General features: G+C 70.2%; 18 protein-coding genes. 8 read left to right on the top strand and 10 right to left on the bottom strand.

Going from position 1 to position 26,178, the window contains the following annotated elements:
• Positions 1 to 97 precede the first annotated feature (97 nt).
• The 6 genes from KBI44_12340 to KBI44_12315 form a co-directional block, all read right to left on the bottom strand.
• Complete coding sequence (locus KBI44_12340) at positions 98 to 1,996, bottom strand: hypothetical protein (GenBank protein ID MBP9145266.1); 1,899 nt, start codon at positions 1,994 to 1,996, stop codon at positions 98 to 100.
• Positions 1,993 to 2,766, bottom strand: coding sequence for a prepilin peptidase (locus KBI44_12335; GenBank protein MBP9145265.1), 774 nt, complete (start codon positions 2,764 to 2,766; stop codon positions 1,993 to 1,995). The genes KBI44_12340 and KBI44_12335 overlap by 4 nt, the downstream gene beginning before the upstream one ends.
• Positions 2,718 to 5,228: a hypothetical protein gene (locus tag KBI44_12330; GenBank protein MBP9145264.1), complete on the bottom strand. Its 2,511-nt coding sequence runs from the start codon at positions 5,226 to 5,228 to the stop codon at positions 2,718 to 2,720. Before KBI44_12330 ends, KBI44_12335 begins: the two co-directional genes overlap by 49 nt.
• On the bottom strand, positions 5,225 to 6,706 hold the full coding sequence (locus KBI44_12325; protein ID MBP9145263.1) for a M20/M25/M40 family metallo-hydrolase: 1,482 nt from the start codon (positions 6,704 to 6,706) through the stop codon (positions 5,225 to 5,227). Before KBI44_12325 ends, KBI44_12330 begins: the two co-directional genes overlap by 4 nt.
• Before the next feature lie 123 nt (positions 6,707 to 6,829).
• Complete coding sequence (locus KBI44_12320) at positions 6,830 to 7,390, bottom strand: prepilin-type N-terminal cleavage/methylation domain-containing protein (GenBank protein MBP9145262.1); 561 nt, start codon at positions 7,388 to 7,390, stop codon at positions 6,830 to 6,832.
• Between the two features lie 180 nt (positions 7,391 to 7,570).
• Positions 7,571 to 9,031 carry a M20/M25/M40 family metallo-hydrolase gene (locus KBI44_12315; protein MBP9145261.1) on the bottom strand — a complete coding sequence of 487 codons (1,461 nt, stop codon included), beginning with the start codon at positions 9,029 to 9,031 and terminating at the stop codon, positions 7,571 to 7,573.
• Positions 9,032 to 9,154: 123 nt separating this feature from the next.
• On the opposite strand from KBI44_12315, the gene KBI44_12310 reads away from it, so the two are divergent.
• Genes KBI44_12310 through KBI44_12300 form a run of 3 tightly spaced genes read left to right on the top strand, consistent with a single transcriptional unit; the run spans position 9,155 to position 13,730 of the window.
• A complete protein-coding gene (locus tag KBI44_12310; protein ID MBP9145260.1) occupies positions 9,155 to 10,915 on the top strand; it encodes a hypothetical protein in 1,761 nt (586 codons plus the stop codon).
• Positions 10,912 to 12,027, top strand: coding sequence for a DegT/DnrJ/EryC1/StrS family aminotransferase (locus tag KBI44_12305; protein ID MBP9145259.1), 1,116 nt, complete (start codon positions 10,912 to 10,914; stop codon positions 12,025 to 12,027). Before KBI44_12310 ends, KBI44_12305 begins: the two co-directional genes overlap by 4 nt.
• Positions 12,027 to 13,730, top strand: a complete 1,704-nt coding sequence (locus KBI44_12300; protein MBP9145258.1) for a tetratricopeptide repeat protein — start codon at positions 12,027 to 12,029, stop codon at positions 13,728 to 13,730. The genes KBI44_12305 and KBI44_12300 overlap by 1 nt, the downstream gene beginning before the upstream one ends.
• A 35-nt stretch (positions 13,731 to 13,765) precedes the next feature.
• Here KBI44_12300 and KBI44_12295 read toward each other — a convergent pair whose 3' ends face one another.
• Positions 13,766 to 15,775, bottom strand: coding sequence for a sulfatase-like hydrolase/transferase (locus tag KBI44_12295; GenBank protein ID MBP9145257.1), 2,010 nt, complete (start codon positions 15,773 to 15,775; stop codon positions 13,766 to 13,768).
• Between the two features lie 42 nt (positions 15,776 to 15,817).
• Positions 15,818 to 19,012, bottom strand: coding sequence for an inositol phosphorylceramide synthase (locus KBI44_12290; protein MBP9145256.1), 3,195 nt, complete (start codon positions 19,010 to 19,012; stop codon positions 15,818 to 15,820).
• Positions 19,013 to 19,269: 257 nt separating this feature from the next.
• Here KBI44_12290 and KBI44_12285 point away from each other — a divergent pair, with 257 nt between their 5' ends.
• Genes KBI44_12285 through KBI44_12275 form a run of 3 tightly spaced genes read left to right on the top strand, consistent with a single transcriptional unit; the run spans position 19,270 to position 22,045 of the window.
• The gene (locus KBI44_12285) at positions 19,270 to 20,739 is read left to right on the top strand and encodes a hypothetical protein (GenBank protein MBP9145255.1); all 1,470 of its coding nucleotides are present in this window, start codon (positions 19,270 to 19,272) and stop codon (positions 20,737 to 20,739) included.
• Between the two features lie 15 nt (positions 20,740 to 20,754).
• Positions 20,755 to 21,546: an FkbM family methyltransferase gene (locus tag KBI44_12280; GenBank protein ID MBP9145254.1), complete on the top strand. Its 792-nt coding sequence runs from the start codon at positions 20,755 to 20,757 to the stop codon at positions 21,544 to 21,546.
• Between the two features lie 40 nt (positions 21,547 to 21,586).
• Positions 21,587 to 22,045, top strand: a complete 459-nt coding sequence (locus KBI44_12275) for a VOC family protein (GenBank protein MBP9145253.1) — start codon at positions 21,587 to 21,589, stop codon at positions 22,043 to 22,045.
• A gap of 48 nt (positions 22,046 to 22,093) precedes the next feature.
• Here KBI44_12275 and KBI44_12270 read toward each other — a convergent pair whose 3' ends face one another.
• On the bottom strand, positions 22,094 to 23,011 hold the full coding sequence (locus KBI44_12270) for a class I SAM-dependent methyltransferase (protein MBP9145252.1): 918 nt from the start codon (positions 23,009 to 23,011) through the stop codon (positions 22,094 to 22,096).
• Between the two features lie 121 nt (positions 23,012 to 23,132).
• Between KBI44_12270 and KBI44_12265 the strand changes: the two genes are divergently transcribed.
• Together KBI44_12265 and KBI44_12260 are read left to right on the top strand one after the other, a co-directional pair.
• A complete protein-coding gene (locus tag KBI44_12265; protein ID MBP9145251.1) occupies positions 23,133 to 23,363 on the top strand; it encodes an acyl carrier protein in 231 nt (76 codons plus the stop codon).
• Between the two features lie 35 nt (positions 23,364 to 23,398).
• The gene (locus tag KBI44_12260) at positions 23,399 to 25,258 is read left to right on the top strand and encodes an HAD-IIIC family phosphatase (protein ID MBP9145250.1); all 1,860 of its coding nucleotides are present in this window, start codon (positions 23,399 to 23,401) and stop codon (positions 25,256 to 25,258) included.
• Between the two features lie 143 nt (positions 25,259 to 25,401).
• On the opposite strand, the gene KBI44_12255 is transcribed toward KBI44_12260, so the two are convergent.
• A partial coding sequence (locus KBI44_12255) for a phosphatase PAP2 family protein (GenBank protein ID MBP9145249.1) occupies positions 25,402 to 26,178 on the bottom strand: 777 nt, incomplete at its 5' end.

Below are 26,178 nucleotides of genomic sequence, written 5' to 3'. Positions count from 1 at the left end.
GCGGGGGCGCCTGCGGAGCGTGCTAAGGCTCGTGTTTCCAACAGTTCTGCCTGGCACTCCGGCAGGGGGGGCGGAACGCGGGGAGAGGTCTGCTACCTTAGGTAGCCGAATTGCCAAGCGGCAACCGGATCTCGGCGCGCACCCCGTGCGGCTCGCGCGGCAGCAGCGCGAGGCTGCCGCCGTGCATGACAACGATGCGGCGCGCCAGCGCGAGGCCGAGTCCGGCCCCGCCCGCCCGCCCCGAGGCGAACGGCTCGAACAGGCGGTCGCGAATCTCGGCAGAGATTCCGCCGCCGCTGTCGTCGATGGTGATCACGGCCGCGGCGCCGTCGCGGCGGAGCGCAACGACGATCGGAGCCCTGCCGGCAGCCGGGACGCCGGCTTGCGCGTCGTCCGCATGGGCAAGCGTCGCCTGGGCGGCGTTGAGCAGGAGATTGCGCAAGGCACGCTGCAGCAGATGCGGATCGCCGGCAATCGCCGGCACGGAAGGGTCCGCCGGCGCGAGCTCGACCGCGACGCCGGCGAGCGCCGGATCGCTCGCCGCCCGCGCCAGCAGGGCGGCGAGCCCGACCGGTTCGAGGACGCCCGAGCCGGGCCGCGCGAAGGTCAGGAAATCGTCCACGATGCGGGCGAGCTCGGCCGCCTCGCGGCGCGCCTCGGCGATCTCCTCGGCGGCCTGCGGCGGCAGGGTCCGCCGGGCCGCGAGGCCGAGGTAGCCCTGCACGGTCGCGAGACTGTTGCGCAGCTCGTGCGCGACACCTGCGGAGAGCTCGCCGAGTTGGGCGAGACCGGCCGCGAAGCGCTCCTCCGCTTCGCGGCGCGAGAGGTCGGTGACGTCCGCGAAGAGCACCAGGAAGCCGGCGCCAGCGACGGTCCGGTCGCTCCGGACGGCAGCGTCCGTCGCGCTCGAAGCGCTCGCCCCGGGCGCCGGTGTGCCTTCGCGGCGCAGGGCCTGCAGGGTCAGTCCGAGCTCCACCCTGTGCCCGGCCCGTTCGATCGCGACCGAGGCGCGCGGAATCGAGCGCCGCTCGGCGATCGCCGAGGAGAGGACGGCGGCGAGCCCGGCGTGCGCGGCGAGCGCGGCTTCGGCGCGGGCCGCGGTCGACGGCCCGCCCGCCGCGGGGGCGGCGCCGAGCAGCTCGAGCGCGGCAGGATTGGCGGCGAGCAGGCGGCCGTCGCGATCGAACATCAGGAGGCCGCTCTCGAGCTGCGGCCCGAGCGTGCGCTCGACGGCGGAAAGGTCGTCACTGGTGGCCCCCTGCCCGCTCTCGGTGCGCAGCGCGGCGAGGGCGCGATCGAAGGTCGCGAGCAGGAACTCGACATCGTCGCCGCGGCCGGTGGCGGGCTCGCGAGTCGCCGCCGGAGCTCCGGCGGGCGAGATCGCACGGGCCTTCTCGAGCAGCTCCTCGTAAGGGCGCACCAGGGCGCGCAGGAAGAGGATGGCGAGGAGCGCCACGGCCGCCGAGAGGCCGAAGACCACCGGCGTGAGAACGCGGAGGCTGCGCTGCTGGGCGAAGAGGGCGGGCTCGGGAACCTCGAGGCGCAGAAGGAGGCGCTGCCCACCGCGCTCGAACGGCACGAAGGCGCGCATGCGTTCCGCCGCCGGGCCGCCGGCGCGATCCTCTCCGGCGCGCTGCCCGAAGCCCTCGACGTGGGGCGTCGCGAGACCGGCGGAGCGCGGCGCGGGCGAGGCGGCGATCTCGGCGCCGGCGGATCCGGCCGTGGAACGCACTCCCCCACGCACGTCGGAGATCGCCACCCCGGCGCCCGGCGGCAGCCACCGCGCCAGGACGCCGATCTCGTCGCTCTTCGACAGCCGGACCGCCTCCGAGAGTCCGATCGCCAGCCGGAGCGCTGCCTGCTCGCGCTCGGCCGCGAAGCGGGCGATGGCAGCGCGGTACGACATCAGGGTGACCGACGCCAGCATCGCGAGCAGGAGGAGCGACGCCGGCAGCAGGATCGGCGCGTCCCGCCGCAGGCCACGACCGCGGGTCATAGCAGGGCGAGGTAGGCCCGCGTCAGCGGCTCGCCGGCGAAGAGCGCGATGGCACCGCCGAGCGCCAGGAAGAGACCGAACGGGAGCTTGCCCTGGAGCTCGATCGAGCCGCGGGCGAGGAGCGTGATGCCGACGACCGAGCCTGCGAACGAGGCGAAGACGAGGGTCACGACGACGCCGTGCACGCCGAGGAAGGCGCCGATCATGGCGAGCATCTTGACGTCGCCCAATCCCATCCCCTCGACCCCGCGCAGGAGCTCCCAGAGACCCGCCATGACGAGCAGGATGCCGGCGCCGACGAGGGCGCCCTGGAGGGCTCCGGCGAGAGATCCCCAGACGAGGAGCGGCTGCGCGGCCAGGGCGAGCCCGATGCCGGGGAGGGTGATCCGATCGGGCAGCAGGAAGTGCTCGACGTCGATCGCCGCGAGCGCCAGAAGCGCCGCAGAGAAGAGCGCGCCCGCGGCGGCGGTCGGCGTGACGCCGAAGCGCAGCACCGCACCGGCGAAGAGCGCCGCGGTCAGGAGCTCGATCAGCGGATAGCGCACGGAGATCCGCGCGCCGCAGTCCCGGCAGCGCCCGCGCAGCAGGAGCCAGCTCAGCACGGGCAGGTTGTCGCGCACCCGGATCGCCGCGCCGCACTGCGGACAGCGCGACCGCGGCACCACCGTCGACTGCTGATGCGGCAACCGGTGAACGACGACGTTCAGATAACTGCCGACGATCAGGCCGACGAGGGCGGCGTAGACGACGAAGAACTCGATCGGCGGCACGGTGGCGCGATTGTATGGCAGCGCCGTCGCGAGCGCGCCGCGAACCAGAACGCCACGAGGATCGTCGTGGCGGTGATCGCCGCGCCGAGGCTCACCCAGGGATCGCGGAAGCGCATCCGAACCTCGCCCTCGCCGGCCGGCACCAGCACCGCCATGTAACCGGCCGCGGTTTCGTAGACCGGCAGCTTCTGCTCTCCCGACGCCGCATCCCAGCGGGTGTCGTAGGTGGCGGCGACCACCAGCAGTGCCGCATGGCGCGCCGCATAGGTCAGCCGGAGCTCGCTGCCGCGATCCACGACCTTCACCATGCGGGCGTCGTCGAGCCGGCCGGAGGGCAGGACGGGCAGCGGCGGCAGCGGCGAGTCGGCGATCAGGAACTCGCGGGCGTTCAACGGCAGATGGGCGCGCGCCGCCGCGCGCTCGGCGATCGCGGCGTCCGGAAAGACCAGGCCGCCTGCGACGAAGCGGTACGGCGGCAGCGCGAACGGGTTGGCGCGCAGGCGCACGGGGGAGATCGACGGCGCGAGGGTCGGCCCGAGCCGCTTCGCCTCCTCGAGGAGCTCCTCGGCGGACTTGCGCTCGACGATGTGCGAGACGCTCCAGGCGCCGAGCAGATGGAGCTCGAGCTCGGGGAACCGCCGCACCTGTTCGTAGAAGCGCACCGCCCGCGCCGCCGACCGGGTCAGCGAGAGATCGTAGTCCTTGTCCAGCGCGTAGGAGTAGCCGAGGAGATTCGCGGCCCGCGAGTCGAGGCGTTCGAGCGGGGCACGCGCCCAGCGCAGGCGGGGATTTCCGGCGGTGACGACGAGCTCGGTCTTGTCGCGCCGGTAGGGCTCGTCCGAGAACAGGCGCAGAGCCCTGGGCGGCAGCTCGCGCGCCAGGCGCGGCGGAGCGAAGAGCGCGGCCGCGGGCAGGGTGCGCACCAGGGCGTGGCCGTACGTCCAGAGCTCGAGCGCGACCAGCGCGATGGCGGCGCCCTCGAGCCGTCGCCGGGGGGCCCGGGTGAAGCGGGCGGCGGCGAAGAGCGCCAGGGTCGCGAGCGCGAAGCCGATGGCGAGGAGGCTCTCCCGGCGGTAGAAGCCGAGCGCCCGTTGCAGGGTCTCGTCGACCAGCGGCAGGCCGGCGTGCGACCGCGCGAACCAGGCGATGAGCTGCGGCGCAAAGAAGGCGAGCAGAGCGAGCCCCAGGGCGGCGAGGACGAGGAGCGCCGCGAGCGCCGCGGGGAGCTCGGCGGCGAGGGCCCGGCCGCGGCGCTCCGGGTTCGCGGGGTCGCGCTCGTCGCGTTGGTCGAGCAGGCGTTGCCAGCCGAGGGCGCCCGCGAAGACCGCCGCCGTCAGCGCGAGGAGCAGGAACTTCTCGGGGAAGCGCAGCTTGTCGACACCGGGCAGGTAGCTCCAGGCCCACTGGTAGAGCGGGTTGTGCCGACCCAGGGCGAGGAAGATCCCGGCCAGCGTCATCAGCGCCCAGGTGGCCCGTTCCGGCGTGTCGCGGCGCAGCCAGGCGGCGAGGCTGAGCAGCAGCAGCGGCAGTCCGACCCCGATCCAGACCAGGTAGGGGTAGTCGCGATCGTGGATTCCCCAGCCGAAGAAGAGCGCCAGCTCGGGACGCGTGGCATCGCCGAAGAACCTCGGGAAGAAGAGCTCGGCGATGCGTTGCCAGGGAAGCGACCAGGAGGTCGCCTGCCGCCAGTCGAGTCCGGCGGCGCGCGGCGAGTCGGCGAGTCGCGCCAGCATCGGGACCAGCTGGATGGCGGCGAGGGCGATCGAGAAAGCGAACGCGCCGGCGATCTGCGGCAGCCGGAGAAGACGCGCGCGAGGCCTGCCGAGAACGAAGGCCGCGACGGTGACGAGCGTCATGGCGACGAGCAGCGGATCGCCGAGGATGAGAATCGCCGTCAGCGCGAAGGAGAGCCCGTACCAGGCGCGCCGCGTCCGCTGCCCGGGCGCCGGGTCGAGCACCGCGAGCGCGAACTCCATCACCCACGGCAGAAAGCTCATCGCGAGAGCGATGGTCAGGGTGTGGAGGAGCGCGAGGAAGGTCGGCCCGCAGGCGTAGGCGACGGCGGCGAGCACCGCCGCGCTCGCTCCGGCACCGAGCCGGCGCGCCAGCCGGAACGCCCCCCAGGCGGCGAGCCCGGCATGCAGCAGCACGAGGAGGTTGAGCGCCATGGCGGGCGGGAAGACCAGAGCGAGCCAGGAGAGCGGATAGAGAGCGCCGTAGTTCGGGTTCGACAGCAGCGGCTGGCCGCCGTGCGCGAACGGGTCCCACTGCGGCAGGCCGACGCTCGCGAGGTGCGCGAAGGCGGTCCGCATCGGCAGGTGGTACTCGACCATGTCGCGCGTCGCGAGGACGGCCTGCGGGTCGGCGAGCGGTGCGTAGAAGAGAGCGAGGAGGGCACCGAGCAGGAGCGGGACACGCAGCGCCCGCCCGCGGCCGCTCCCGAGCGGCGCCGCCGGCGTCATGGGAGCGCGGGGTCGGCGGCCGGCGGCGCGGAGGCCAGCGCGCGCAGCACGCGGGTCATGGTCTCGACGCCGCGGTCGAGGACGGTGAGCGGAATGCGCTCGTCCGGTGCATGGATGCTGCGCAGGAGCAGGCCGTCGAGCGCAAACGGCTGCAGACCGTAAGCCGCAATCCCGCGGGCGCGAAAGAAACGCGAGTCGGTGAACGCCGGGATGAAGGCCGGCACGACGGGAACCGGCGCAGGCTGGGCGCTGGGCGCCGGCGCAGCGAGCGCCGCGGCGAGGGTGCGGTAGTCGGCACTGGTCGAAGAGGAGGGAGGGGTGGCCTTCGAGCCGAGGCGAACGTTCACTGTGAACCCGGGACCGAGGATCCGCTCGACCTCGCCGACGAACGCCTTCTCGTCGGTGTCCGGCAGGAGCCGGACGTCGATGCCGGCGCGCGCTTCGCCGGCGACGACGTTGATCCGTTCGGAGCCGGCGAGGGTGGTGACTTGCAGGGTGTCGGTCAACAGGCTCTCGAAGCCGGGCAGGGAGAGGGGCTGCGCCGCGCCGGCTCCCGCCGGATCCGCATCTGCCGTCTCTCCCGGACCCCCGGCCGCGCGCAGCGCCCCGAGGGCGCGTACTTCGGCGAGCGCACCCCGCGCCTGCGGGTCGAAACGGGCGAGCGCGGTGATGAAGTCGGCGGCCGCCGCGGTGACCCGCCGCGGTCGCGGCGCCGCCACCAGGCGGGCGAGCCCGGCGACGAGGCGGTGCGTGGCGCTCTCGGGGTTCGCGGCCGAGGCGTGGCCGGGGCGGCCGGTCGCCGCGACCTCGAGCCAGAGCGGCCGTTTCTGGTCGACCTCGATGCCCCAGAAGAGCGCCCGGCCCGCGACCGCCTTGTTGACGCCGCCTTCGTTCAACACCACGGCGGCGTCCGCGAAGAGCTCGGGATGCGACTCGATCAGCCAGCCGGTGCCTTCGCCGCCGCCCGCCTCCTCGTCGGCGACGGCGAGAAAGACGACCGCACGGCGGCGCGGCTGCGGCGAGCGCGCGAGCTCGAGGAACGCCATCAGGTGGGCGACGCCGAGCCCTTTGGCGTCGATCGCGCCGCGCCCCCAGAGCTCGCCCGCATGCACTTCGCCGCCGTGCGCCGGGTGTCGCCACCCGGGTCCCGCCGGCACCGTGTCGATGTGGTGCAGGAGGAGGAGCGCGCCCGCGCGGGTTCCTGCGGTGGTCGCTTCGAGACGCGCGTGCAGACTCACCCGGCCGCGCGGCGAGACCAGCAGCTGTGACTCGATGCCGGCTTCGGCGAGCGTCCGGGCGAGGAGCTCGGCTCCGGCGCGCTCGTTGCCGGGAGGATTCGTCGTGTCGACGGCGAGATAGGCGGCGAGGAGGGACGCGGCCGGAGAGCGGACCGCGCGATCGCTCGCCGCCGGAGCGGCGCCGACACCTGTGGCGGCAAGCAGCAGGAAGGCCAGCCAGGAGCTCGGTACCGGGCGCAAAGTGAAGGCAGTCTATAGAAGCCGGCAGCAGCTGGACGAGAGGAGCCCGAGGGGAGTCGCCCCAAAAGACGAACGCCGCGGAGGACCGCGGCGTTCGGGGAATTCAGTTGTGAAATGCGAAGGTCAGCTGCCGCCGCCGGTGTCGGCGCCGCCGGGCCAGCGAACGAAGAAGCCGTCGGCCCAGATGATGTCCTCGTCGTACTTGGTCGGGGTGAACGGTCCAATGGTGATGCTAGCGGCCAGGGGAGTGGCCGCATTCGTGGCGCCGTCCCGTCCGCGGCTGCCGATCGCGATGACCTGCGAGCCGAGCGGATTCTGGGTATAGCCGTAGGCGTAGCTGTTCTTCCAGCCGTCCCTCTTCGGCAGCTCGTTCAGGTAGAAGAAGGTCGTCGACGGATGGAGGGTCTGGAAGAGTTCCGAATGCGTGATGGTGAGGTAATCAGTACCGGACCAGGTCGTGACACCCTGGCCGGCCGCGGCGCCGGAGACGACGTCCGTGACCCACGAGAGCCAGGCCGTGCCGACGTTGCGCATGTCGGCCATGGTGCGCTTCTGCTTCGCCTTCTGCAGGGCGTCGATCAAGTTCGGGATCAGGATGGCGGCGATGATACCGATGATGGCCACCACGATCAGAAGCTCGATCAGTGTGAAGCCCCGCTGGCGATTCCGGAGTTTCTGAATCATGTTCTCTCCTCGTGCCTTGGGAACTGCTGCCAACGGTGAATTCCGAAGGCTGTCCGTCAAGAGGAGATTGCAGGGCCGGTGCCAAAGAGGACGCCCTCGCAAGTGATTGGAAACAGGTGCTTTCTATCCGACCCTCCCGCAATGTCGACAAAAACTGTCACCCATTCGCGGCAAAGAGTGTTACTCGGCCAGCTCTTTCACCACCTGCCGGTAGATCGCCACCCCCTGGACGAACCCCGGCATCGGCATGCGCTCGTTGGCGCGCGCGATCCCCATGGTATCGGTGACGGCGATCAGGAAGGGCGAAAAGCCGTAACTCGGGATTCCAGCGTCGCGGTAGAAGCGCGAATCGGTCGCCGCCCAGGGGAGGAAGTAGGGCCCGGCGACGGTTCCGGGGTAGTGCTCCTCGATGACCCGCTGCAGGACCCGGAAGTCGGCCGAGTCGACCGGCGAGGGCGCCCGCGCTCCGAGATCCTCGCCGATATGGTAGGTCGTGCCCAGGGTCAGTGACTCCGGCAGGAGATCGGCGAGGACACTTGCGCGGTCGGCCTCCGGCAGGAGATGGACGAAGAGCCGCATCCGGTAGCCGCCGGCCGGATCGGGCTCGACCGGAAACGGCACGAGCTCGTTGCGGAAGAGCGCTTTCATGAACGGCGTCAGGCGGTCGAAGGCGCGCGGGTCGCGCAGGGTCGCCGCCGCATCCGCGAGCCAGGCCTGGAACGAGCCGAGGCCGCGCGTCGGCCCGTAGTGCGAGAGGAAGAGCTGGACCGGCTCCGAGACCGGGGTCACGGGGTCGGAGGCATCGCGCTCCAGGATGGCCGCGCGCAGGGCGCCGAGCTTCGAGGCGTCGGCGCTGCAAAAAACGATCTCGGTGAAGCGCTTCTGCGCGAACTCGATCCCCCAGTACTTGATCTCGTCGCCCGAGGTCGCCTCGACGACGCCGCCCTCGGTGAGCACGACCCCCATCCGGGCGACGAGCTCGGGATGGGCGCGCAGGATCCAGCGCGTGCCGGTCTCGCTGCCGACCTCCTCTCCGGAGGTGGCGAGAAAGAGGACCGACCGCTTCGGCTTCCTGCCGGTCGCCGCGGCCCGGCGGGCGACATCGATCGTCGCGAGCAGCTGGGCGATCGTCAGGCTCTTCATGTCGTAGATGCCGCGGCCGTACATCCAGGGGCCGTCGATGACGCCGCCGAACGGCGGGTACTTCCAGCCTTCGGAAGCCCGCGCCGGTTCGACGTCGATATGGCCGGCGAGCACGATCGCCCGCGGATCCTCGCCCTCGACGAACGCCCAGACGTTGGCGCGACCGCCGGCCAGCCGTTCGACGTGCGGGGCGAGGCCGGCGGCGGCGAGCTGGCCGGCGAGGAACTCGGCGCCCGGGAGCTCGTTGGCGTCCGGCTCGCTGGTGTCGATGGCGATGTACTCGCGCAGGAGTTGCACCTCGGGGAGCTTCAGGAAGTCGACGCCGCTCCACTGCCGCTGAAGCTCGTCGATCCGGCGCATCTCCGCCGGCACCGGCGGATGGGCGAGGAGCAGCAGGCCTTTGACCGCGAGACCGGTCGCGAGGAGCGCGAGGTAGAGCGCCGCGCGAGCGCTGTTGCGAACCAGGCGCTCGGAGGGGGTCGGCGCGGCCTTTTGCATCGGAAAATCGACTCTAGCATCCGAGCTCCGGGGAGCTTCGGGGGATCTGCTGGAGACCTCGGCGGTATCGCGGGGGACCCTATGGGCTGCCGACGAAGAAGGCTCGGCTATCATGGCGCGGTCTTGAGTCGCTCTGCCGGCGTCCTGCCCGTTGCTGCGTTCGGTCGCTTCCGGCCGGGCCGCGGGAGAGTCGCCTTTCTCCTGCTTCTCGCCCTCCTCCCGCCGCTCGCCTTTCTCGCTGCCGAGGCCTGGCTCTTCGATGGCGACTGGCAGTTCCCGCTCGACGACAGCTGGATCCACCTCGTCTTCGCGCGCAGCCTCGCGCACGGCGAAGGGCTGGCCTTCAACCCGCAAGAGCTCGTCGCCGGCACGACCGCGCCGCTCTGGACGGCGCTCCTCGGGCTCCTCGCAGCGCTTCCCGGTTCGCTCCTTCTGTGGACCAAGCTCGCCGGTGTCGCGGCTCATACGGCCTCCGTGCTCCTGGTCTATTCGGTCGGCCGGCGGCTGGGTTTTTCGCCGGCGCTCGCCACAGTAGCCGCCGGGTTGGTGGCGGCGACCGACTGGCTCGTCTGGTCGTCGATCTCGGGCATGGAGGTGAACCTTTTCGTCCTGCTCATGCTCGCCGGTATGAACCGGCACCTGCTCGAGCGCGCCGAGCCGGCCCAGCCGCCCGATCCATCGGAGAAGGCACTGCCGCCGCTCTCGTTTCTGCTCTTCGGCCTGGCGGCGCTTGCCCGCCCCGAGGGGCTGCTGCTGCCCCTCCTCGCCGCCGCCGACCGCCTGCTGCGACCGCTGCCGATGGCAGTCGCGTCGACCGCATCGCAGGCAGAGGCCGCATCGGCCCCGTCGCGGGACTCCGCGGGCGAGCCCGGCCTGCGCCTCGCGCTGCCGTCGCGGGCCGACTGGACGGGGGTTCTCCAGGGGCTGCTCCTGACGCTGCTGGTCGTCGTCCCGGTCGGCCTCGCCTTCCACCAGATGTCGGGTTCGCTGCTGCCCACCACCTTCGCCGCCAAGAGCTCGGGCGGGCCGGGGCTCCTCCCCGATCGCCGCCTGCTGCAAGCGATCTTCGGGATCCTCTTCACGTCGCAGCCCTGGATGACGCTGCTCGCGCTCGGTGGCGTCGTCGAGTCGGTGCGCCGGTTCGGCGGTCCGCGGGACCGTGGCCTGCTGCTCGCGCTCTGGACGCTCGCTCTGCCGCTCGCCTCGGCGATGCTCTCGTCGGGAAGGGAGGTCGCGGTCGGGAACTTCGGGCGCTACTTCTTCCCGCTGCTGCCCTGCGTGGTGCTGCTCGGCCTCCTGGCGCTCTCGCAACTGCCGCTCGCCCGTTGGCGCTCGGTCGGGTTCGGGGGGCGACGCCTGCCCGCCGGCGCCCTGCTGCTTCTGCTGCTCGTCGCCCCGGCGCTCTTCTCGCTCGCCTCCGGATTCGGCCGCTACCTCACCTCGTGCGCCAACGTGCGCGACAGCAACGTCGCCCTGGCGCGCTGGCTCGGACCCCGGCTCTCCCCCGACGCGCTGCTCGCAGTCAACGACGTCGGCGCCTTCCGGTACCTCCTGCCGAACCGGATCCTCGACCTCGTGGGGCTGATGACCCCCGAGGTCACGACGCGGCGCAAGGCGGCGGCCGCCCACGGAGTCGGCTTCGGCGAGGTCCTGGTCGACCTCCTCGAGGAGCGCCGGCCGGACTTCGTCATCGTCTTCCCGGACTGGTTTCCCTATCCCGCCGCGCACCCGGAGCGCTTCCATCTGCTGCGCTCGGTCGGGATTCGCGACAACATCACCATGGGCGGTGAGATGATTGCCCTGTACGACACGCCGTGGACCCGCCAACCGCTCGCTGCGGTTCCGGACGATGCGGCCTTCCCCCTTCCTGCGGAGTCCCCGTGACCACGATCCCGATTCTCGACCTGACCCGCGCCCGCAAGCGCATCGATAGCGAGCTGCGCGAACGCTGGAACAAGATCCTCGACGGCAATTCCTACATCCAGGGCCCGGAAGTCAAGGAGCTCGAGTGCGCCTTCACCGGCTTCCTCGGCGCCGCCGCCGTGGTCGGCGTCGGCAACGGCACCGACGCCCTGGTCATCGCCTTGCGCGCCCTGCGGCTCGCTCCCGGAGCCGAGGTGCTGGTGCCGGCGTTCAGCTTCTTCGCCACCGCCGAGGCGGTGGTGCTCGCCGGTGGCGTGCCGGTCTTCTGCGACATCGACGCCGCGACCTACAATCTCGATCCGGCGGAGCTCGAGCGCCGCGCCACGGCGAAGACCGCCGGTGTCATCGGCGTCCATCTCTACGGCCGGCCGTTCGACACCGCGAGCGTCGGCGAGATCTGCCGGCGCCGCGGCTGGTTCCTGATCGAAGATGCGGCGCAGGCGCACGGCGCCCGGCGCCGCGGCCGGCGCGTCGGCACTCTGGGCGACCTCGCGGCCTGGAGCTTCTATCCGACCAAGAACCTCGGCTGCTTCGGCGACGGTGGCGCGATCTCGGGGATGGACGAAGAGCTCATGAAGCGCGTCTACCGGCTGGCGAATCACGGCCAGAGCGAACGCTACACGCATGTCGAGATCGGCACGAACAGCCGTCTCGACAGCCTGCAGGCGGCGGTGCTCAACTGCCGGCTGCCGCTCCTCGACGGCGACAACGCCCACCGCCGGAAGCTCGCGGCGCTCTACAAGGAGGCGCTCGCCGGCGTCGGTGACCTGCGCTTCCCGCCGGACGACCCGGAAGACGAGGTCGTCTACCACCAGATGACGGTCGCCACCGCGCATCGCGACGCCCTGCAGGAGTACCTCAAGGTCCACGGCGTGGCCTCGGCGGTGCACTATCCGTCGGCGCTCCACAGACAGAAGGCCATGGCAGAACTGCTGCCGGTGCCGCCGGCGCTGCCGCGCGCCGAGCGGGCCGGGGGCGAGGTGCTCTGCCTGCCGATGTACCCGGAGCTCGAGGAGAGCGAGGTCCTGCGCGCCTGCGAAGAGATCCGCGGCTTCTTCGCCAGCCGGAGCTGATGCTCTCCCGGAGGAGCCTGTTCGCGCTGCTCGCCGCGACGGCGCTCCTCCGGCTCGCCCATCTCTTCGCCGTCCGCGACGCTCCGTTCGTCGGCCAACTGGCGCTCGACAGCCAGGAGTACGACCGCTGGGCGCGGGCGATCGCCGCCGGCGACTGGCTGGGGAGCGCGCCGTTCTTCCAGGCGCCGCTCTACCCCTACCTGGTCGCCGTCGTCTATCGCCTCGTCCCCCTGGCGGCCGCGGCGCCGCTTTCGGTCTACCTGCTGCAGATCGCGGTGGCCGTCCTCGGCTGCTGGGCGCTGATCCGTGCCGCCGAGGCACTCGCCGGCCCCCGCGCCGCGGGAGCCACCGGACTTCTCTTCGCTCTCTACACGCCGTTCTGGTTCTACGACGTGCAGCTCTTGAAAGAGAGCTTCGCCGTCTCCGCGGTCTGTCTACTTCTCTTTCTGTTGCTGAAGGCTCGCGCGAGCGAGCGACCGTCGGTGTGGTTTGCGGTCGGTCTCGTCGGTGCATTTCTCGCCTTGCTGCGGGAGAACATGTTGCTGGTCGCACCGTTTCTGCTGCTGCTCACGTGGCGCGAAAGGACCGGTAAAGGGTGGTTGTTCGCGTTGCGGCGGTGTGGTCTGTTGTTGCTCGGGCTGACGCTGCCGCTGCTGGTTGTCGCTTCGCGGAACGCGGCGCTCGGTGGCGGCTTTCTGCCGACGACGTCGCAGGGTGGGGTCAACTTCTGGATCGGCAACAACCCATCGGCCGACGGGACCTATCGCCCGCTGGTGCCGGGCAAGCAGGTTCCTTCCTACGAGCGGGAGGGGGCGCGGATTCTCGCTGAGCAGGCGGTCGGTCGGCCACTGGCGGCGGATGAGGTTTCCGGCTACTGGTTGCGTCGCGCTCTGTCGTGGGCGAGCGCCGAGCCGATCGCGTTCGTTCGCCTGCAGTTCACCAAGCTCGGGCTCTACTGGAGCGGCTACGAGTGGCCCGACGCGGTCGACTACTACTGGATGAAGACGATCTCCTGGCCGCTGCGTCTGCCGGGGCTCGAGTGGAGCGCCGCGGCGCTCCTTGCGCTCTGGGGGCTGCTGCTCGAGCGCCGGCGCCTCGCTCTCTGGTCGCCGGTGTTGCTCTTCGAGCTCGGCTGGATGCTCTCGGTGGTGGCGTTCTTCGTCTTCTCGCGCTACCGCCTGCCGGCGGTACCGGGGCTGCTGCTGCTCGCGGCGATACCGCTCGCTCGCGCCTCCGAGGCTTTCGCCCGTGGCGACAGGCGGCAGACCGGCGCGATGTTCGCCGGCGTCGCGATCCTCTGGCTGGCGCCGCACCTGCCCGGCTACCCGCCACGGACCGAGCTCGTCCACTTCAACCTCGGCCGCCTGGCCGAGGAGCGTGGCGACCTCGCGGATGCCGCCGCACACTACGAACGGACACTCGCCGCCGATCCGGCGAACTTCTCCGCGACGCTGAATCTGGGGAACCTCGCCGCCCGCGCCGGCGACTACGCGGCCGCCCGCTCCCGCTTCGAAGCCGCAGTGGCCCTCTCCCCCGACTCCGACGACGCCCACGCCAACCTCGGCGGGGCGCTGCTCGCGCTGGGAGAGCGCGCAGCCGCCGAGCGCGAGCTCGCGAGGGCCCTCGAGCTCAACCCCGAAAACCGCTTCGCGCGGCACAATCTGGAGGTCCTGAAGGCGCGGGCGCTGCAGACGGTTCCCTAGCCCGCCGGCCCCTGTCCGGGGGGGCGATCGCGACCTCACGGCAGCCTGGGCGGGTACCAGCCGCTCTCCCAACCGCGCTCGCGGTAGTAGGCGAGCTGCTCCTGGAGCAGGGCGTCGAGCTGGCGCTCGAGGTCGGCGAGCCTCGCGGGTTCGGCGGCGGCGAGGTTCTCGCGCTCCAGCGGGTCGGTCGCGAGGTCGAAGAGGGCGCGTTCGCGGCGGTCGCGGTTCAGGAGGAGCTTCCAGTCGTCGCGCAGGACGGCGTCCTCCTGGGTGATGCCCTGGATGGTGAAGAGGAGGGGGCGGCCCTGGGCGCTGTAATCGGGTGCGAGGATGTCGGCGCGTCCCTGGAAGTTGCCGTGCGGGGCGAAGCCGAGGTGCTCCGTCACCGCCGGTACCAGGTCGAGCACCGAGACCGGCTCGGTCATGACGCGCGGCGGGGCCCCCGGCAACCGCAGGAAGGCCGCGGTGCGGATCTGCTCCTCGAGGAGCATCGTGCCGTGGGTCGGCACGCCGTGCTCGTAGAACGCCTCGCCGTGGTCGGAGACCACGAGGAGGACCGTGCGCTCCCAGGCGCCCACCTCCCGGAGGCGGTCCACGACCTCGCCGACCGCGGTGTCCACGACGTGCAGGGCGTTGTAGAAGCGGTTCTCCATCACCGGGATCTTGTCGGCGGGGTAGAAAAGGAAGGTGGTCGGGAAGTCGATCGCTTCCGGCTCGTAGAGCGGCGTCGTCCCGGGCGGAAGGACATAGGGATAGTGCGTCGCCTGGAAATTGAGGTAGGCGAGGAACGGGCCCGTCTTCGCCTCCTGCAGCCAGTCGCCGAAGGCCGCGACGGGGGTCGGCTCGAAGACCTTCGACTCGGTGCCCTCGCCGCGCCGAGGGGCATTCGGCCAGTCAGGAGAGTGGCGGAAGAGCTCGAGTCCCGGGGTGCGCAGGAAAGCCTGCATGTTCCCCCAGCTCTCGTTCTGGCAGGAGAAGAGGGCGGTGCGGTAGCCCGCCGGGCGCAGCAGATCCCAGATCAGGGTGCGGGGATAGGCAAGGTCGATGAAGTAGTCGTGGCGCTCGAACTTGCGCGGATGGAGAGCTGCGAGGATCGAGGTCTGGGCGTAGTCGGAATGCGTCGCGGTGGCGTAGGTGCGCGCGAAGACGATCGACTCGGCGGCGAGAGCGTTCATGCGCGGCGTCGCCTCGGGCCGGGCGAGCGGTCCGAACAGCCGGCTCCAGGGCACCGACTCGAGCATCACGATGACGACGTTGTCGCGTTGGAAGCCGGCGGCAGGCGCGAAGGGCCGGGGGTCGGCGATGCGCGCGCTGCGCTGCGGATCGGGCGTGAAAGCGAGCGGCGGAGCGTTGCCGGTCAGCCGGGCGAGCGCCGTGACTCCGGACCACTGCCGGGCAAGCCAGCTGGTCTCCGGCGCGAGCGTCCCGGCGACGGTGCGCGCGTAGGGGTAGCGCCAGCAGAGCAGAGCCAGGGCGAAGATCGCGATACCGGCGAGCAGCAGGAGCGACGGGATCGAGGCCGGCGCGGTGGCTGCAGCCGCGCTCCGGCGTCGCGCGCGGCGCAGCGCGGAGAACCCGGCGAACAGGGCGAGCGCGAAGACGACCGGGGCGAGGAGGGTCGCGAACAGCATGAGTCGCTCCCGCGCGCTCGCTTCGTCGGCCAACTGGCGCAGGCTCCCGATGATGAACCAGAGGTCTTCGAAGCGCAGGTGCGCGCGGGCGATGGCGAACTTCCAGAGCGAGAGGGCGAGCCAGGCGTAGAAAGCGCCGAGCCCGAGCGCCACCAGAAAGTCGATGCCCAGCGGCCAGCGACGCAGGCCCGGGAGACGGGAGAGCAGGGTCGCGGCGAGGGCGCTCAGAGCGCCGTGGGCGAGACCCAGGAAGAGAGCGAGGAGGGCGAGGACGACGAAAGCGCTGGGCGTCGGCGGCGCCGGCACCAGCCGGAAGCCGCAGGCCCAGAAGAGCAGTGCGGCGTAGAGTAGTCCGGCGCCGAAGACGACCGGCAACGGCGGGCTGTCGGGAGTTGCCTCTCTTGCCGTCCGCATCGCGGCGAAGTGTACCTGCTTGCCCGCCGGACGACGGCGTCGTTACGGGTTCTCGGGCGCTGCGAGCGGCGCGGCGGAGGCGGGTGCGCCGGACGAGGTGGGCAGCGCCGCTCCGGCGGGCAACATGCGACGCGCGATCGACGCCCGCAGCGCTGCTGGGGTCTTCTCCGCGAGGCTGCCCAGTAGTCGGTAGTTCCGGCTCCCGAGCTCGAGGGATCCACTGCGGTCGCTGCTCACCTCCGGTCCCTCCGCCGCCAGCCATAGTGCGGTCAGCTCGGGGCTCAGCAGGGGCGGACCCAGGGAAGCCGGACTCTCCCGCGCACCGCTTCGGGCCTCCGGCAGAGCCAGGACCAGGAGGTTGCCGTCGGCGATCCAGAGACTCACCGATCGGAACTCCGCCGCGATCGCTGCCACGATCGATGGCAGCTCGCGCGGACCCATGGCGTCGAGGTCGATCGCCTGGACGAAGGCCCCATTCCCGTCGAGTCGCGCCCGGACGAGGGCGTAGAACTCTCGGGTGAGCTCCCCCCTGGAGAGACCCAGCCAATAGTCGTGAACGCGGGAGATCACCAGATCGGCCGGCCTGGCGGAGCGCAGCCGGACCCGGGCATTCGTCGGAATCGAAGCTGCGACGTCCGCGGTCTTCCCGCCCAAGCCATGGGGCGGGTTCGCGAGATCGAGCGCCTCGGCCGAAGGTTCGACCACTTCGACATCTGCCACGCCGGCGTCGGCGAGGGCCCGGGCGAGCGCGGGGCTCGCCCCGAGGACGAGCGCCCGGCGGACGGAGCTCGTCGCGCTCTTTGCCAGCTCCACGGCCGGCGCCGCGGCAGGATCCGCGTTCTGGGCCAGGACGCGGCCGTTGCCGACTACCGACCAGCGTTCGGGGTCCGCTCCGGAAGGCGCTTCGAACCTGGCGACGAAACCGGCCACGGCATCCTCGACGATCGGACCGGTGCTCGCCTGCGAAAAGAGACGGCGGCCGATGTCCATCGAGGTTCCTGCGGCGTACGGCAACGTCTGCCAGGCCACGAAAGCGATTCCGAGGAGCGGCATCGCCAGGGCAGCCGCGACAGCATGCATCCTCCGGATGGGTCCGCGAAGGAAAGTGGCAGTGCCGACCGCGGCTCCGAAGAGCGCCAACCAGGCGAGGGAGGCGCGCGTGCCCAGCTGCTCGAAAAGGACCGAGACGAACAGCGCGCTCCCGAGCGCGATGCTCGCTGGAACGAGAGCGGCGGATCGGCCGGAGCTCTTCGCCGCGTCGCTTCCGGAAAGCGCCCGGAGCGCGCTCACGAGAAAGAGCGCCGGCAGGAAGGCCAGGAGACCGACCGCCACTTCCCGGGCTCGATCGACGGCGACCAGCGACTGGGTCCTCGATGCGGCCCGGGCCAGGAGCAATGGTGCTTGATCCCAGAGGAAGCAGGTCGCGGAGAGCGCGACCGCGCCGAGTACCAGCAAGCCGGCGGCGGCGCGCTCGGGCGCCGGCCTACCGGCGACCCCGCTGGCCCGACTGGCTCCAACCACCCGGCGAGCCAGCGGTCCCGCGATCCAGGCCGCCAGCGCGACGGCAGTCAGCACGGTGCCGAACGCAAGGAATGAGTCGCCCAGCGCGGCGCCGTAGAGATACGTCCAGGCGGGGATCAACGCGCCGGTAATCGCGCCTGCGGTGCCGAGCAGGACGAGACACGGCCCATCCGCTCTCCCACTTTGCACCCCAGGCTCCAGGGCGGCAACGGGTATATCCCGGCGCAGCACCAGGAAAGCGCCCAGCGCCGCGAGTAGCGCCGCGACCAGCAGCGAGTCGCCGTAGCCCAGCCGCGGAAAGAGTTCGGACCGAAAGAAGAGGGCGCCTGCCGACGCGCCGAGAGCCGACCAGCGCGCGACGATCTCGATGTCGCGCCGCAGTCCCAGCTCCCGTACGAAGCTCCGCGCCTCACCGAGCACGACGCCGAAGGCGACGCCGAGCAGAATCGTCCAGGCAATCGACCGCACGGAGCCGTCGGCGACGGCGAGCGTCGGAACCGGTGAGCCGAGGAGAGCGATTCCTCCGGCTATCCCAAGGCAGGCGAGCGCGCCGATGCGCGACGAGCTCACGCTCGGCGACCGCGGGCGCAGGCGCGAAGCCCAGCTCAGCCCCAGAGCCACTCCGAACGCCGCACCCGCCAAGCAGACTCCGCTGACCAGCAGTGGACGTGAGACCCAGAGCTCCGACCAGCGCTCCTGCACGAGGAGGGCGACGAGACTCGCTCCGGAGACGAGACCGATGGTCGCGGCCGCTCTGCCTAGTGCGCCGCGGGCCGGCGAGGATTTCGCCGTGGCACTCCGACGCGCGCTTCCGAAGCGCAGTCGCAGACGACCGTAGTCGGACCGGGAGGCGCGTTGAACGGCGTAGAAGACGATTCCGACCCAGACGAAGGCGGCGAGGAGGTCGACGCCGTAGTGGATTCGGAGAGCGACGGTCGAGAGCGTGACGGCACTCGCGAGGACTGCCGACAAGAAGACCACCCAACGCGGCAGCCACTTCCAGATCAAGACCGTCAGGAGCCAGGGAATGGCTGTGTGCAGACTCGGGAAGCAGTCCCAGTTGAACCGCAGGGCGTCGAAGAACAGGGTCTCCAGCCGGGAGTGGCCGGGGATCGGATGCTGGAAGCGGTCGCCGATCAGATAGAGCGGACCGGCGACGGGGACGAAGATGTAGAGGACGTACCCGCCGAGCAGTCCGAAGACGAGCCCGAGGCGGAGTCTGCGAAAGAGGTCGTCGCGGTGGGCGAGGTAGGCGGCGGACAGCAGCGCGACCGGCCAAAGGTAGTAGATCCAGATGTAGCAGAAGGTCATCAACTCCTGGAACCAGGTCGCCGTCCACGAGTCCATCCACAAGGGCAGCGCCTTGCCGAAGAGGGCCTCGTCGATGCGCAGCATCAGCGCGTCCTTCGGTTCGATGCCGAGCCATTGCGTGATCCTGTTGGCGTGCATGTGCTTCAGGCTCTCGTAGACCGCCAGTATGGCGACCACCGGCCACCAGCTGCCCACCAGATGGCGGAGGCCGGGCGACGCACGTCGAAACAGGAGCAGGGCGCCGACGATCGGCAGGGCCAGCACCGTCATGTAGGTCAGCCGGCCCTGTCCGAACGGCTCGAAGACCGGCGCACCGGTGATCCAGCCCAGCGTCACGAGCAGGACGAGCGCGCCGACGATCAGCGCCTTGTCGATCTCGATCGTGCGCGAGGGACGGGATGACATGGGGACCGGGGGATTCTAGTCCACGCACTTCGCGCTCGACTCCGGTCGAGCGTCAGTGGCGGCGGGTGCTCGAGGGGGCTCGTGCGGCGGACGGCCCGACGCGTCGCCGCCGGAGACGCCGTGATAGCGTCGAAGCCAGATCGCCCACAGGCAACCGACGGCCCTATTCCGATGATCACGAGCGAGTGCAGCCCGATGTCGCGCGGCCGCGCGGGCGAGCCCGCTCCGGCGAGTCGTTGGCCTCCACTCGAACCTCGATGAGCCGATTTCGACTCGTCCCCGCGATCGACGAGAACCCGGTCGTGATCCGGCTCGCCCAGGCCGCCTGGGGACGCGTCGTCCTGGTCGCGCTCTTCCTGTTCCTTCTGCGCGTGAGCCTCCGCGGGACGCAGTTCGTCGACACGGCGATCGTGCTCGTCCTGGTCACGCTCTTCGCGGCGCATCGCCGCAAGATTCTGCTGTTCGGGGCGCTCTACTGGGCTGGAGTGCATGTCGACGTTCCCTGGCAGGTCCTCGCCACGCTGCGGCCGCAGCTGGACGAAGGCGTCGGGCTCGGCGACTTCGGGGTCTTCCGGCTGCGCATCCTCGCGGCGGTTCTGCTCCTCGGCGCCCTCGTTCACTGGCTCTTCCGGAGCCGACCCGCGATCTGGCCTGCCCGCCAGCCGGTGTGGGCGCTGCTCGCGTTCCATGGGGCGCTCCTGGCGCTCCTGCTCCACTCGCCGTCGCACGGACTCATCTGGGTCTCCGGCTGGGCGTTCGCGCTCGCGTTCGGCACCTACCTCTGGTTCTTCGCCTACACGTTGCTCGACCTTCGGCGCAACAGTCAGCGCGGCTTCGTCGAGCAGCTCGGTCTGTTTCACCCGTTCTGGGGGTCGACGAACACGCCGTTTCCGAAAGGCGCCGCTTACGTCGACCTGATCGAGGCGAAGGATCCGGAGGCGCTGGCGATCAGCCAGCTGAAGGGGCTGAAGCTCCTCTGGTGGTCGCTTCTGCTGACGGTCGCGGCAGCCCTTCTGCGCGCGCTCTTTTTCGGCAGCCCGCTGCCGGGAGGAGCGACGCTGCCGCTGTCGCTGCCGATACCTCCGCTCGGTATCGCATTTCGCGCCAGCGTGGCCGGTCAGCCGTTCCCGTGGCTGGTCAACTGGGGCGCGATGTTCCTCGAGTTGGCCCTCGCCGGACTCAAGCTCTCGATCTGGGGCCATCAGTTCATCGCGGTCGCGCGGATTTCCGGTTTCCAGGCCCGGCGCAACACCTACAAGCCGTTCCTCGCGACGAGCGTCTCGGAGTTTTTCAATCGCTACTATTACTACTTCAAGGAGCTTCTGGTCGACTGCTTCTTCTATCCGGTCTTCTACGCGCTCCCGCGGCGCCGTCCGAAGACCGCCCTCTTCGTCGCGACGCTCGCGGCGGCCGGTTTCGGCAACTTCGTCTACCATCTGTTCCGCGATGTGCATGTGCTGGCCGAGCGCGGTTTACTGCGAACCCTGGTCGACTCCCAGGGGCACGCGCTCTACTGCCTCCTCCTGGCGTCGGCGATCTTCGTCTCTCAGGTCCGGCGTATGGGCCGGGCCAAGGCGCCCAAGAGCCGGCTGGCGGAGTGGCGGGCGATCCTCGGGGTCTGGATCGTCTTCGCCCTGCTCACCACGCTTTACGTGGACATGCGCAACACGCGCCTCGTCGACCACTTGCGATTCCTCGCGGATGCACTCCCCCGCGTCGTGGGCTGAGGCCTGCTGAGATCGATGGATACGATCCGCCTGCCGGACGGCACGCAGTTCCACTGTCTCAACCGGAACGAGGCGCTGCTGCTCTACGCCGATCTGTTCGAGGAGCGCAGCTACTTCCAGTGCGGAATCTCCCTGGACCCCGGCGACACGGTGGTCGATGTCGGCGCAAATGTCGGGCTCTTCGCACTTCAGGCGAGTCGCGAGGCCGAGGGCGTGCGGGTCGTGTCGCTCGAGCCCCTGCCTCCGATCTTCTCGGTCCTCGAAGCGAACTTCGCGTTGCATCACATTCCAGGCGTCGCGCTGCCCTGCGGCGTCGGGCGCGAAGATGCCACCGTCGAGTTCACTTTCTATCCGGCCAACAGCGCTCTCTCCGGCCGGTTCGCCGAGCCGGGTCAGGATCGCGCCCTGGTCGTCCAACTCCTGCGCAACCGGTTTTCGAAGCTGACCGATGCGGCGCTCGAAACGCTGGCAGCGCGCGGTCTGGTCGGCGAGCCGTTCGCCTGTCGCGTCCGTCCGCTCTCCGACATCCTTCGCGAGGTCGGGGTCGAACGGGTCGGCCTGCTGAAGGTCGACGTGGAGCGAGCCGAGCTGGACGTGCTCGAATCACTCCGGGGCGACGATTGGCACCAGATAGACCAGGTGGTCGTCGAGGTCCACGACGTCGAGCACCGGTTGCGCCACATCACCGAGCTCCTTCGCGAAAAGGGCTTCGAAGTCGCCCATCGGCAGGGGGCGACATTCGAAGGCACCGACCTGTATGACCTGTTTGCCAGCCGCCGTCGGAGAGCGGGCGAGGCCGGGCGATGATACCGAGTGGATCCGTGCAGTTGCGCTCTCGAGAGACACCGTGCCGCTAGGGCTTCCTCTTCCGCTGGCCGCGAGCGCCCACCATGTCGGCTGCGCTGTCGCCGATCTCGATGCCGCCTGCGCCTCCTACGCGAGCGCGCTCGGGCTGGCGCGCCGAACGCGGGCGGTACGGGTCGAGTCCCAGCAGGTCGAGGTCTGCTTCATCGAGCTCCGGCCGGGGTTCTATCTCGAGCTGATCTCGCCGCTCGAAGGCAATGCGAAGCTCGCCCGCTATCTCCAGAACGGCTTCTACCATCTCTGTTTTCTCGTCGAGGACCTCGAGGCGAGTCGGGCGCAGATGAAGTCGAACCGCTTCGTGCCGCTGCCGGCCTTCGAGTCGGAAGCCTTCGGAGGGAACCTGTGCCAGTTCTTCCTCAGCCCCCAGGCGCACCTGGTCGAACTGTGTCAGATGGGAGAAGGGAGTTTCGAGGCTCTATTCATCGCCTCGCTTGCGCCCTAGCCAAGCTCCGCCAGGAGATCGCTGCCGGGGCAGTCCGGTGCCGGCGCCCTACCAGAGCTCCGTCTTCCTGCGTTGCAGCACGAGACCCATCGATCTCGGCAGGTAGCGGCGATTGGGCAGCACCCGGGAGGGCGCCGAAGAGAAAGTCTGGATGACGCGAAACCCGGCACTCTCGGCCATCGCGACCACTTCCGATTCCCGCTTGAACTCGTAGATGTGGTCGATCTGTGCGGCGGTCAGACCGCAACTGACGTAGGCGAGCCCGCCCGGCTTGAGACATCGGCAGAGATTCCCGAGGAGTGCGGCGGGATCTTCCAGGTGCTCGAGGAGGAACGAGGAGATGCCGGCGTCGAACTCCCTCTCCGGCAGCCACGTCGTGGCATCGGCCTGCGCGTAGCCGATCTCGTGTCCAGCCATCACCTGGCGGGTCATGCGCCGAGTGTGACTGAGAGAGGTCTCGCTGATGTCTACGCCCACCGCCGACCAGCCGGGCAGCTGACGAAGAGCCAGGCAGTGCCAGAGCCCGCTGCCGCACCCGAGGTCGACGATCGAGCCGCTCCCACCCTGCCGTGAGAGCGGCGCCAGAAAGGCGTCGCGATAGAAGGCGCAAAGCGCGAGGTGATGTTGCCAGACGAACATCGTCGTGTAGACACCCCAGTGGTAGCTCTCCATGAACTCAGGGCGGGCGTAGGTGGCGTCGTGGACCGCCTCGTAGCTGCTGTGGAGGAAGTGGCCGCTCCTCTCGTACTCAACCTGGCCTCGGTTGATGTCGAGCACGAGGGCGCAGTAGCCTTCGATCAGCCGATCTTCAAAGCCCTCACCGAGCGCGACTTCCGCCCAGTCGAGCATCGGCGCGGCGAATTCCACGAAGCAGGCAGGCTCGGCCTCGAAGGTGCGCCGCGCCTCCTTGGCGAACACCGGCGCGCGCTCTTCGAACATCCGCAAGAAATCGATCGGACTCGTCACGGAGCCTCCTGTTCGCCTCGTGGTCGGGACGGAGTATATTCCTCGAGACGAGGCGCGAGTCCCGAGCCGCCGGAAGCTCCAGCGGGCCGCAGGCCGCCGCCGCAAACCGTTGGGAGGCAACATGCCGCGCTTGGAGAAGGCGATTGCAGGGGTACTTGCCGTCGATCCGGAGCAGCTCACCGACGCCGACGGACCCGGCAGCATCGAGACCTGGGACAGCCTGAATCACGTGATGCTCGCCGGAGTTCTCGAGGAGGAGTTCGGCGTCACGATGTCGGCGGACGACCTCATGTCCGCGAGCACGGTGGGTGATTTTCGCCGCATCCTGCGCGCCAAGGGTTGCGACGTCTGAGGCGTTCCCGAACGGAGCGCGCCACCGCGGGCGACATGGAAACGGATTCTCTCAGCAGCGCTCGCCGGGCCCTCGAGGCGGGAGAGTCCGGCGCCGCCTTCGACACCGTCCGACGGCTTCTGGCCGAGGCGACATGGACTGCAGTCCTCGTCAAGTCCGCAGGCGACCTGCTTGCTCACCTGTCGGCCGACACCGCCGGCGCGGCGATCGCGGTCGAACGGGTGGCTGTGATCGGCGGCTGCACGACCGGACTCCTCTTGCCCGCGCTTCGGTGCGCCCTGGCGGAGGAGGGCCGGCTCGCCGTCGTCTACGAGGGCCCGTTTGGTGCCTACCGGCAGGAGATCCTGGATCCGACATCGGGCCTTCATCGGTTCGGTCCGCAGACCGTGCTTCTCGTGCGCTCCTGGCGGGAGCTCATGCCCAGGATGCCGCTCCCCACCGCGACCAGCGCGCAGGTCCAGTCCGTCGTCGACGCGGAGGTGGCCGAGCTCGAAGGTCTCTGGTCGACGCTCATCGAGCGCCACCGCTGCCGAATTCTTCAGCACGCCTTCGAACTCCCGGATCTCTCTTACATCGGAGCCGCCGAGAACGCCCATGCGGCGTCCGGTCCCGGATTCGTGGCCTCGCTCGACCGGCGCCTCCGGGAGAGCTCGGGTGGCCGCGTAGCCTGGGTGGAAACCGGTGCCGCGGCGCAGCGCGCCGGCTCCGAGAGGTGGTGCCCGGCGGATCTCTATCATCTGGCGAAACTGCCGCTTCATCCCTCCCAACTCGGCTCCTACGCCCGTCTTGTGCAGGGCGCCTTTCGGGTCGCAGCGAACCGCACGCGAAAGGTGCTCGTCACCGACTTGGATAACACGCTCTGGGGCGGCGTCATCGGTGACGACGGGTTGTCCGGGGTCGCCCTGGGCCCGGGTTCGCCGGCCGGTGAAGGCTTCGAGTCGTTCGCGCGCTATCTCCTCGGCCTGAAGCAGCGCGGCGTTATCCTTGCAGTCTGCAGCAAGAACGACCCGGCAATCGCTGCGCAGCCGTTTCGTGAGCACCCGCATATGCCGCTGCGCGAGGCGGACTTCGCTGTCTTTCATTGCTCCTGGGACGACAAGGCCTCCGGGCTGCGAAGGATCTCGGCCGAGCTCAATCTCGGCCTCGACTCTTTCGTCCTGGTGGACGACAACCCCGCCGAGTGCGCGCTCGTGCGCCGTGAGCTACCGGAAGTCGCGACCGTTCATTTGCAGGGCTCGGCCTCCCTTTTTCCCTACCAGGTGGAAGCGCGCCATCTGTTCGACCGTGACACTTTCACGGCGGAGGACATCGCGCGTGCCGAAATGTACAGATCGAGGTCGGACGCCGAGCGTCTGCGATCCTCATCCACGGATCTCGAGAGCTTCCTCGCGGACCTGCGCATGGAGGGCCATCTCTCCCTCGCGCAGCCCGTGGATCTCGAGCGCCTGGCGCAGCTCGAGGCCAAGACGAACCAGTTCAACACGACCACCGCCCGGTTCCAGCGCGCCGATCTCGAGCGATTCCTTGCCTCTCCGACACACGCACTCTTCGCCTTCCGTCTCCGGGACAGGTTTGTCGATCACGGCCTCGTGTCGTGCGTCATCGCCGAGTATGCCGGCGATCGGCTCGTGCTCCTGAACTGGACGATGAGCTGCCGGGTCTTTTCGCGCGGTGCCGAGGAGTTCATACGCAACCGCCTGCTCGAGCACTGCCAGGAGCGAAATCTGTCAGGGATCTCCGCTGCCTTCCACCCTACGCAGAAGAACGAGGTCATCGCCGACCTGTTCCCGAGGCTCGGATTCCTGCGCGAAGGAGAGTCGCGCTGGCAGCTTGCCGGCGCAGCGCCACCGCTCCCCAGTCGCATCGAAGATTCCGGCGGCCCCGGGGGCGAATGATACGAGCCGGTCGATCCTCGCGCGCCTGGAGATCGGACCCTGACGGACCCTTGCTGCGAGCGCGAGTACCTTCTCCCCACGCCGGGCAAGGGCCGGCATCTCGACTCTCTGGTGCAGCGGAAGCGGGGGACCGGACGGAGCCTTCAGCCGATCCCGGCGGCGCCGGGAGTGGCGGGGGGCGCGGGGGCGGCCGGTGCAGCGGGCGACGGCAGGAGTCGTCCGGCCGCCCACCAGCCGAGCGCGGCGAGCGCCAGGCCGGGGTAGATGTCGAGCGCGTAGTGCCAGCCGAAGTAGACGGCGCTCGCGGCGATGGCGAGGTTCCACGGCACGAGCAGGACGAGGAGCGGCCGCCAGACGCGCCAGGCGACGATGAGGCCGAGCGCGGTGGTCGCGAGGTGGAGACTCGGGAAAGCGGCGAGCCCGAAGAACGGTGCGGCGGGCGCCTGCGGGTTCTGCACGGTATAGCGCAGCGCTTTGAGCATCGACTGCTGCAGCTCGAAGGCGTGCGAACCGGAGAGCGCGGCGTAGCGCCCGCTCTCGACGAGGGCCGGGCCGAGGCTCGGGAACGCCAGATAGACGAAGACCCCCACGATGTAGCACAGCGCCAGGGCGGCGAGCGCCCGGCGAACCAGCGCGGCGCCGGAGCGCGCCATGGCGACGGCGAGGGGCAGGGCGAGCGCCGCCCAGGCATAGAAATAGACGCTCTGGAGCAGGTCGGTGCGCGGCGGCGAGTGGAGACTCGTGACCCAGGCGACGAAATCGCCGCCGCCCATGTGCAGCAGGTCGTCGAGATTCCAGAAGATGCGGTCGAAGAGCTGGGGATGGAAGAGCAGCAGGCGGCACTTGAGGTTGGTGTAGGCGACGAGGGCGACGAGGAGCGTCGCGAGGGCGCGCAGATAGATGGCGAGGTCGCGGCGGAA

This window comes from Thermoanaerobaculia bacterium (assembly GCA_018057705.1).
Classification (GTDB): Bacteria; Acidobacteriota; Thermoanaerobaculia; order Multivoradales; family JAGPDF01; genus JAGPDF01.
The sequence above is the reverse complement of the archived record's forward strand: the minus strand, read 5'-3'. Positions and strand labels throughout refer to the sequence as shown.

Excerpts from the sequence above, each read along its gene's own strand:
- KBI44_12265 (MBP9145251.1), top strand. The coding sequence starts at position 23,133 with ATGCCGCGCTTGGAGAAGGCGATTGCAGGGGTACTTGCCGTCGATCCG.
- KBI44_12290 (MBP9145256.1), bottom strand. The coding sequence starts at position 19,012 with ATGTCATCCCGTCCCTCGCGCACGATCGAGATCGACAAGGCGCTGATC.
- KBI44_12330 (MBP9145264.1), bottom strand. The coding sequence starts at position 5,228 with ATGACGCCGGCGGCGCCGCTCGGGAGCGGCCGCGGGCGGGCGCTGCGT.
- KBI44_12340 (MBP9145266.1), bottom strand. The coding sequence starts at position 1,996 with ATGACCCGCGGTCGTGGCCTGCGGCGGGACGCGCCGATCCTGCTGCCG.
- KBI44_12300 (MBP9145258.1), top strand. The coding sequence starts at position 12,027 with ATGCTCTCCCGGAGGAGCCTGTTCGCGCTGCTCGCCGCGACGGCGCTC.
- KBI44_12285 (MBP9145255.1), top strand. The coding sequence starts at position 19,270 with ATGAGCCGATTTCGACTCGTCCCCGCGATCGACGAGAACCCGGTCGTG.
- KBI44_12260 (MBP9145250.1), top strand. The coding sequence starts at position 23,399 with ATGGAAACGGATTCTCTCAGCAGCGCTCGCCGGGCCCTCGAGGCGGGA.
- KBI44_12315 (MBP9145261.1), bottom strand. The coding sequence starts at position 9,031 with ATGCAAAAGGCCGCGCCGACCCCCTCCGAGCGCCTGGTTCGCAACAGC.
- KBI44_12295 (MBP9145257.1), bottom strand. The coding sequence starts at position 15,775 with ATGCGGACGGCAAGAGAGGCAACTCCCGACAGCCCGCCGTTGCCGGTC.
- KBI44_12280 (MBP9145254.1), top strand. The coding sequence starts at position 20,755 with ATGGATACGATCCGCCTGCCGGACGGCACGCAGTTCCACTGTCTCAAC.
- KBI44_12320 (MBP9145262.1), bottom strand. The coding sequence starts at position 7,390 with ATGATTCAGAAACTCCGGAATCGCCAGCGGGGCTTCACACTGATCGAG.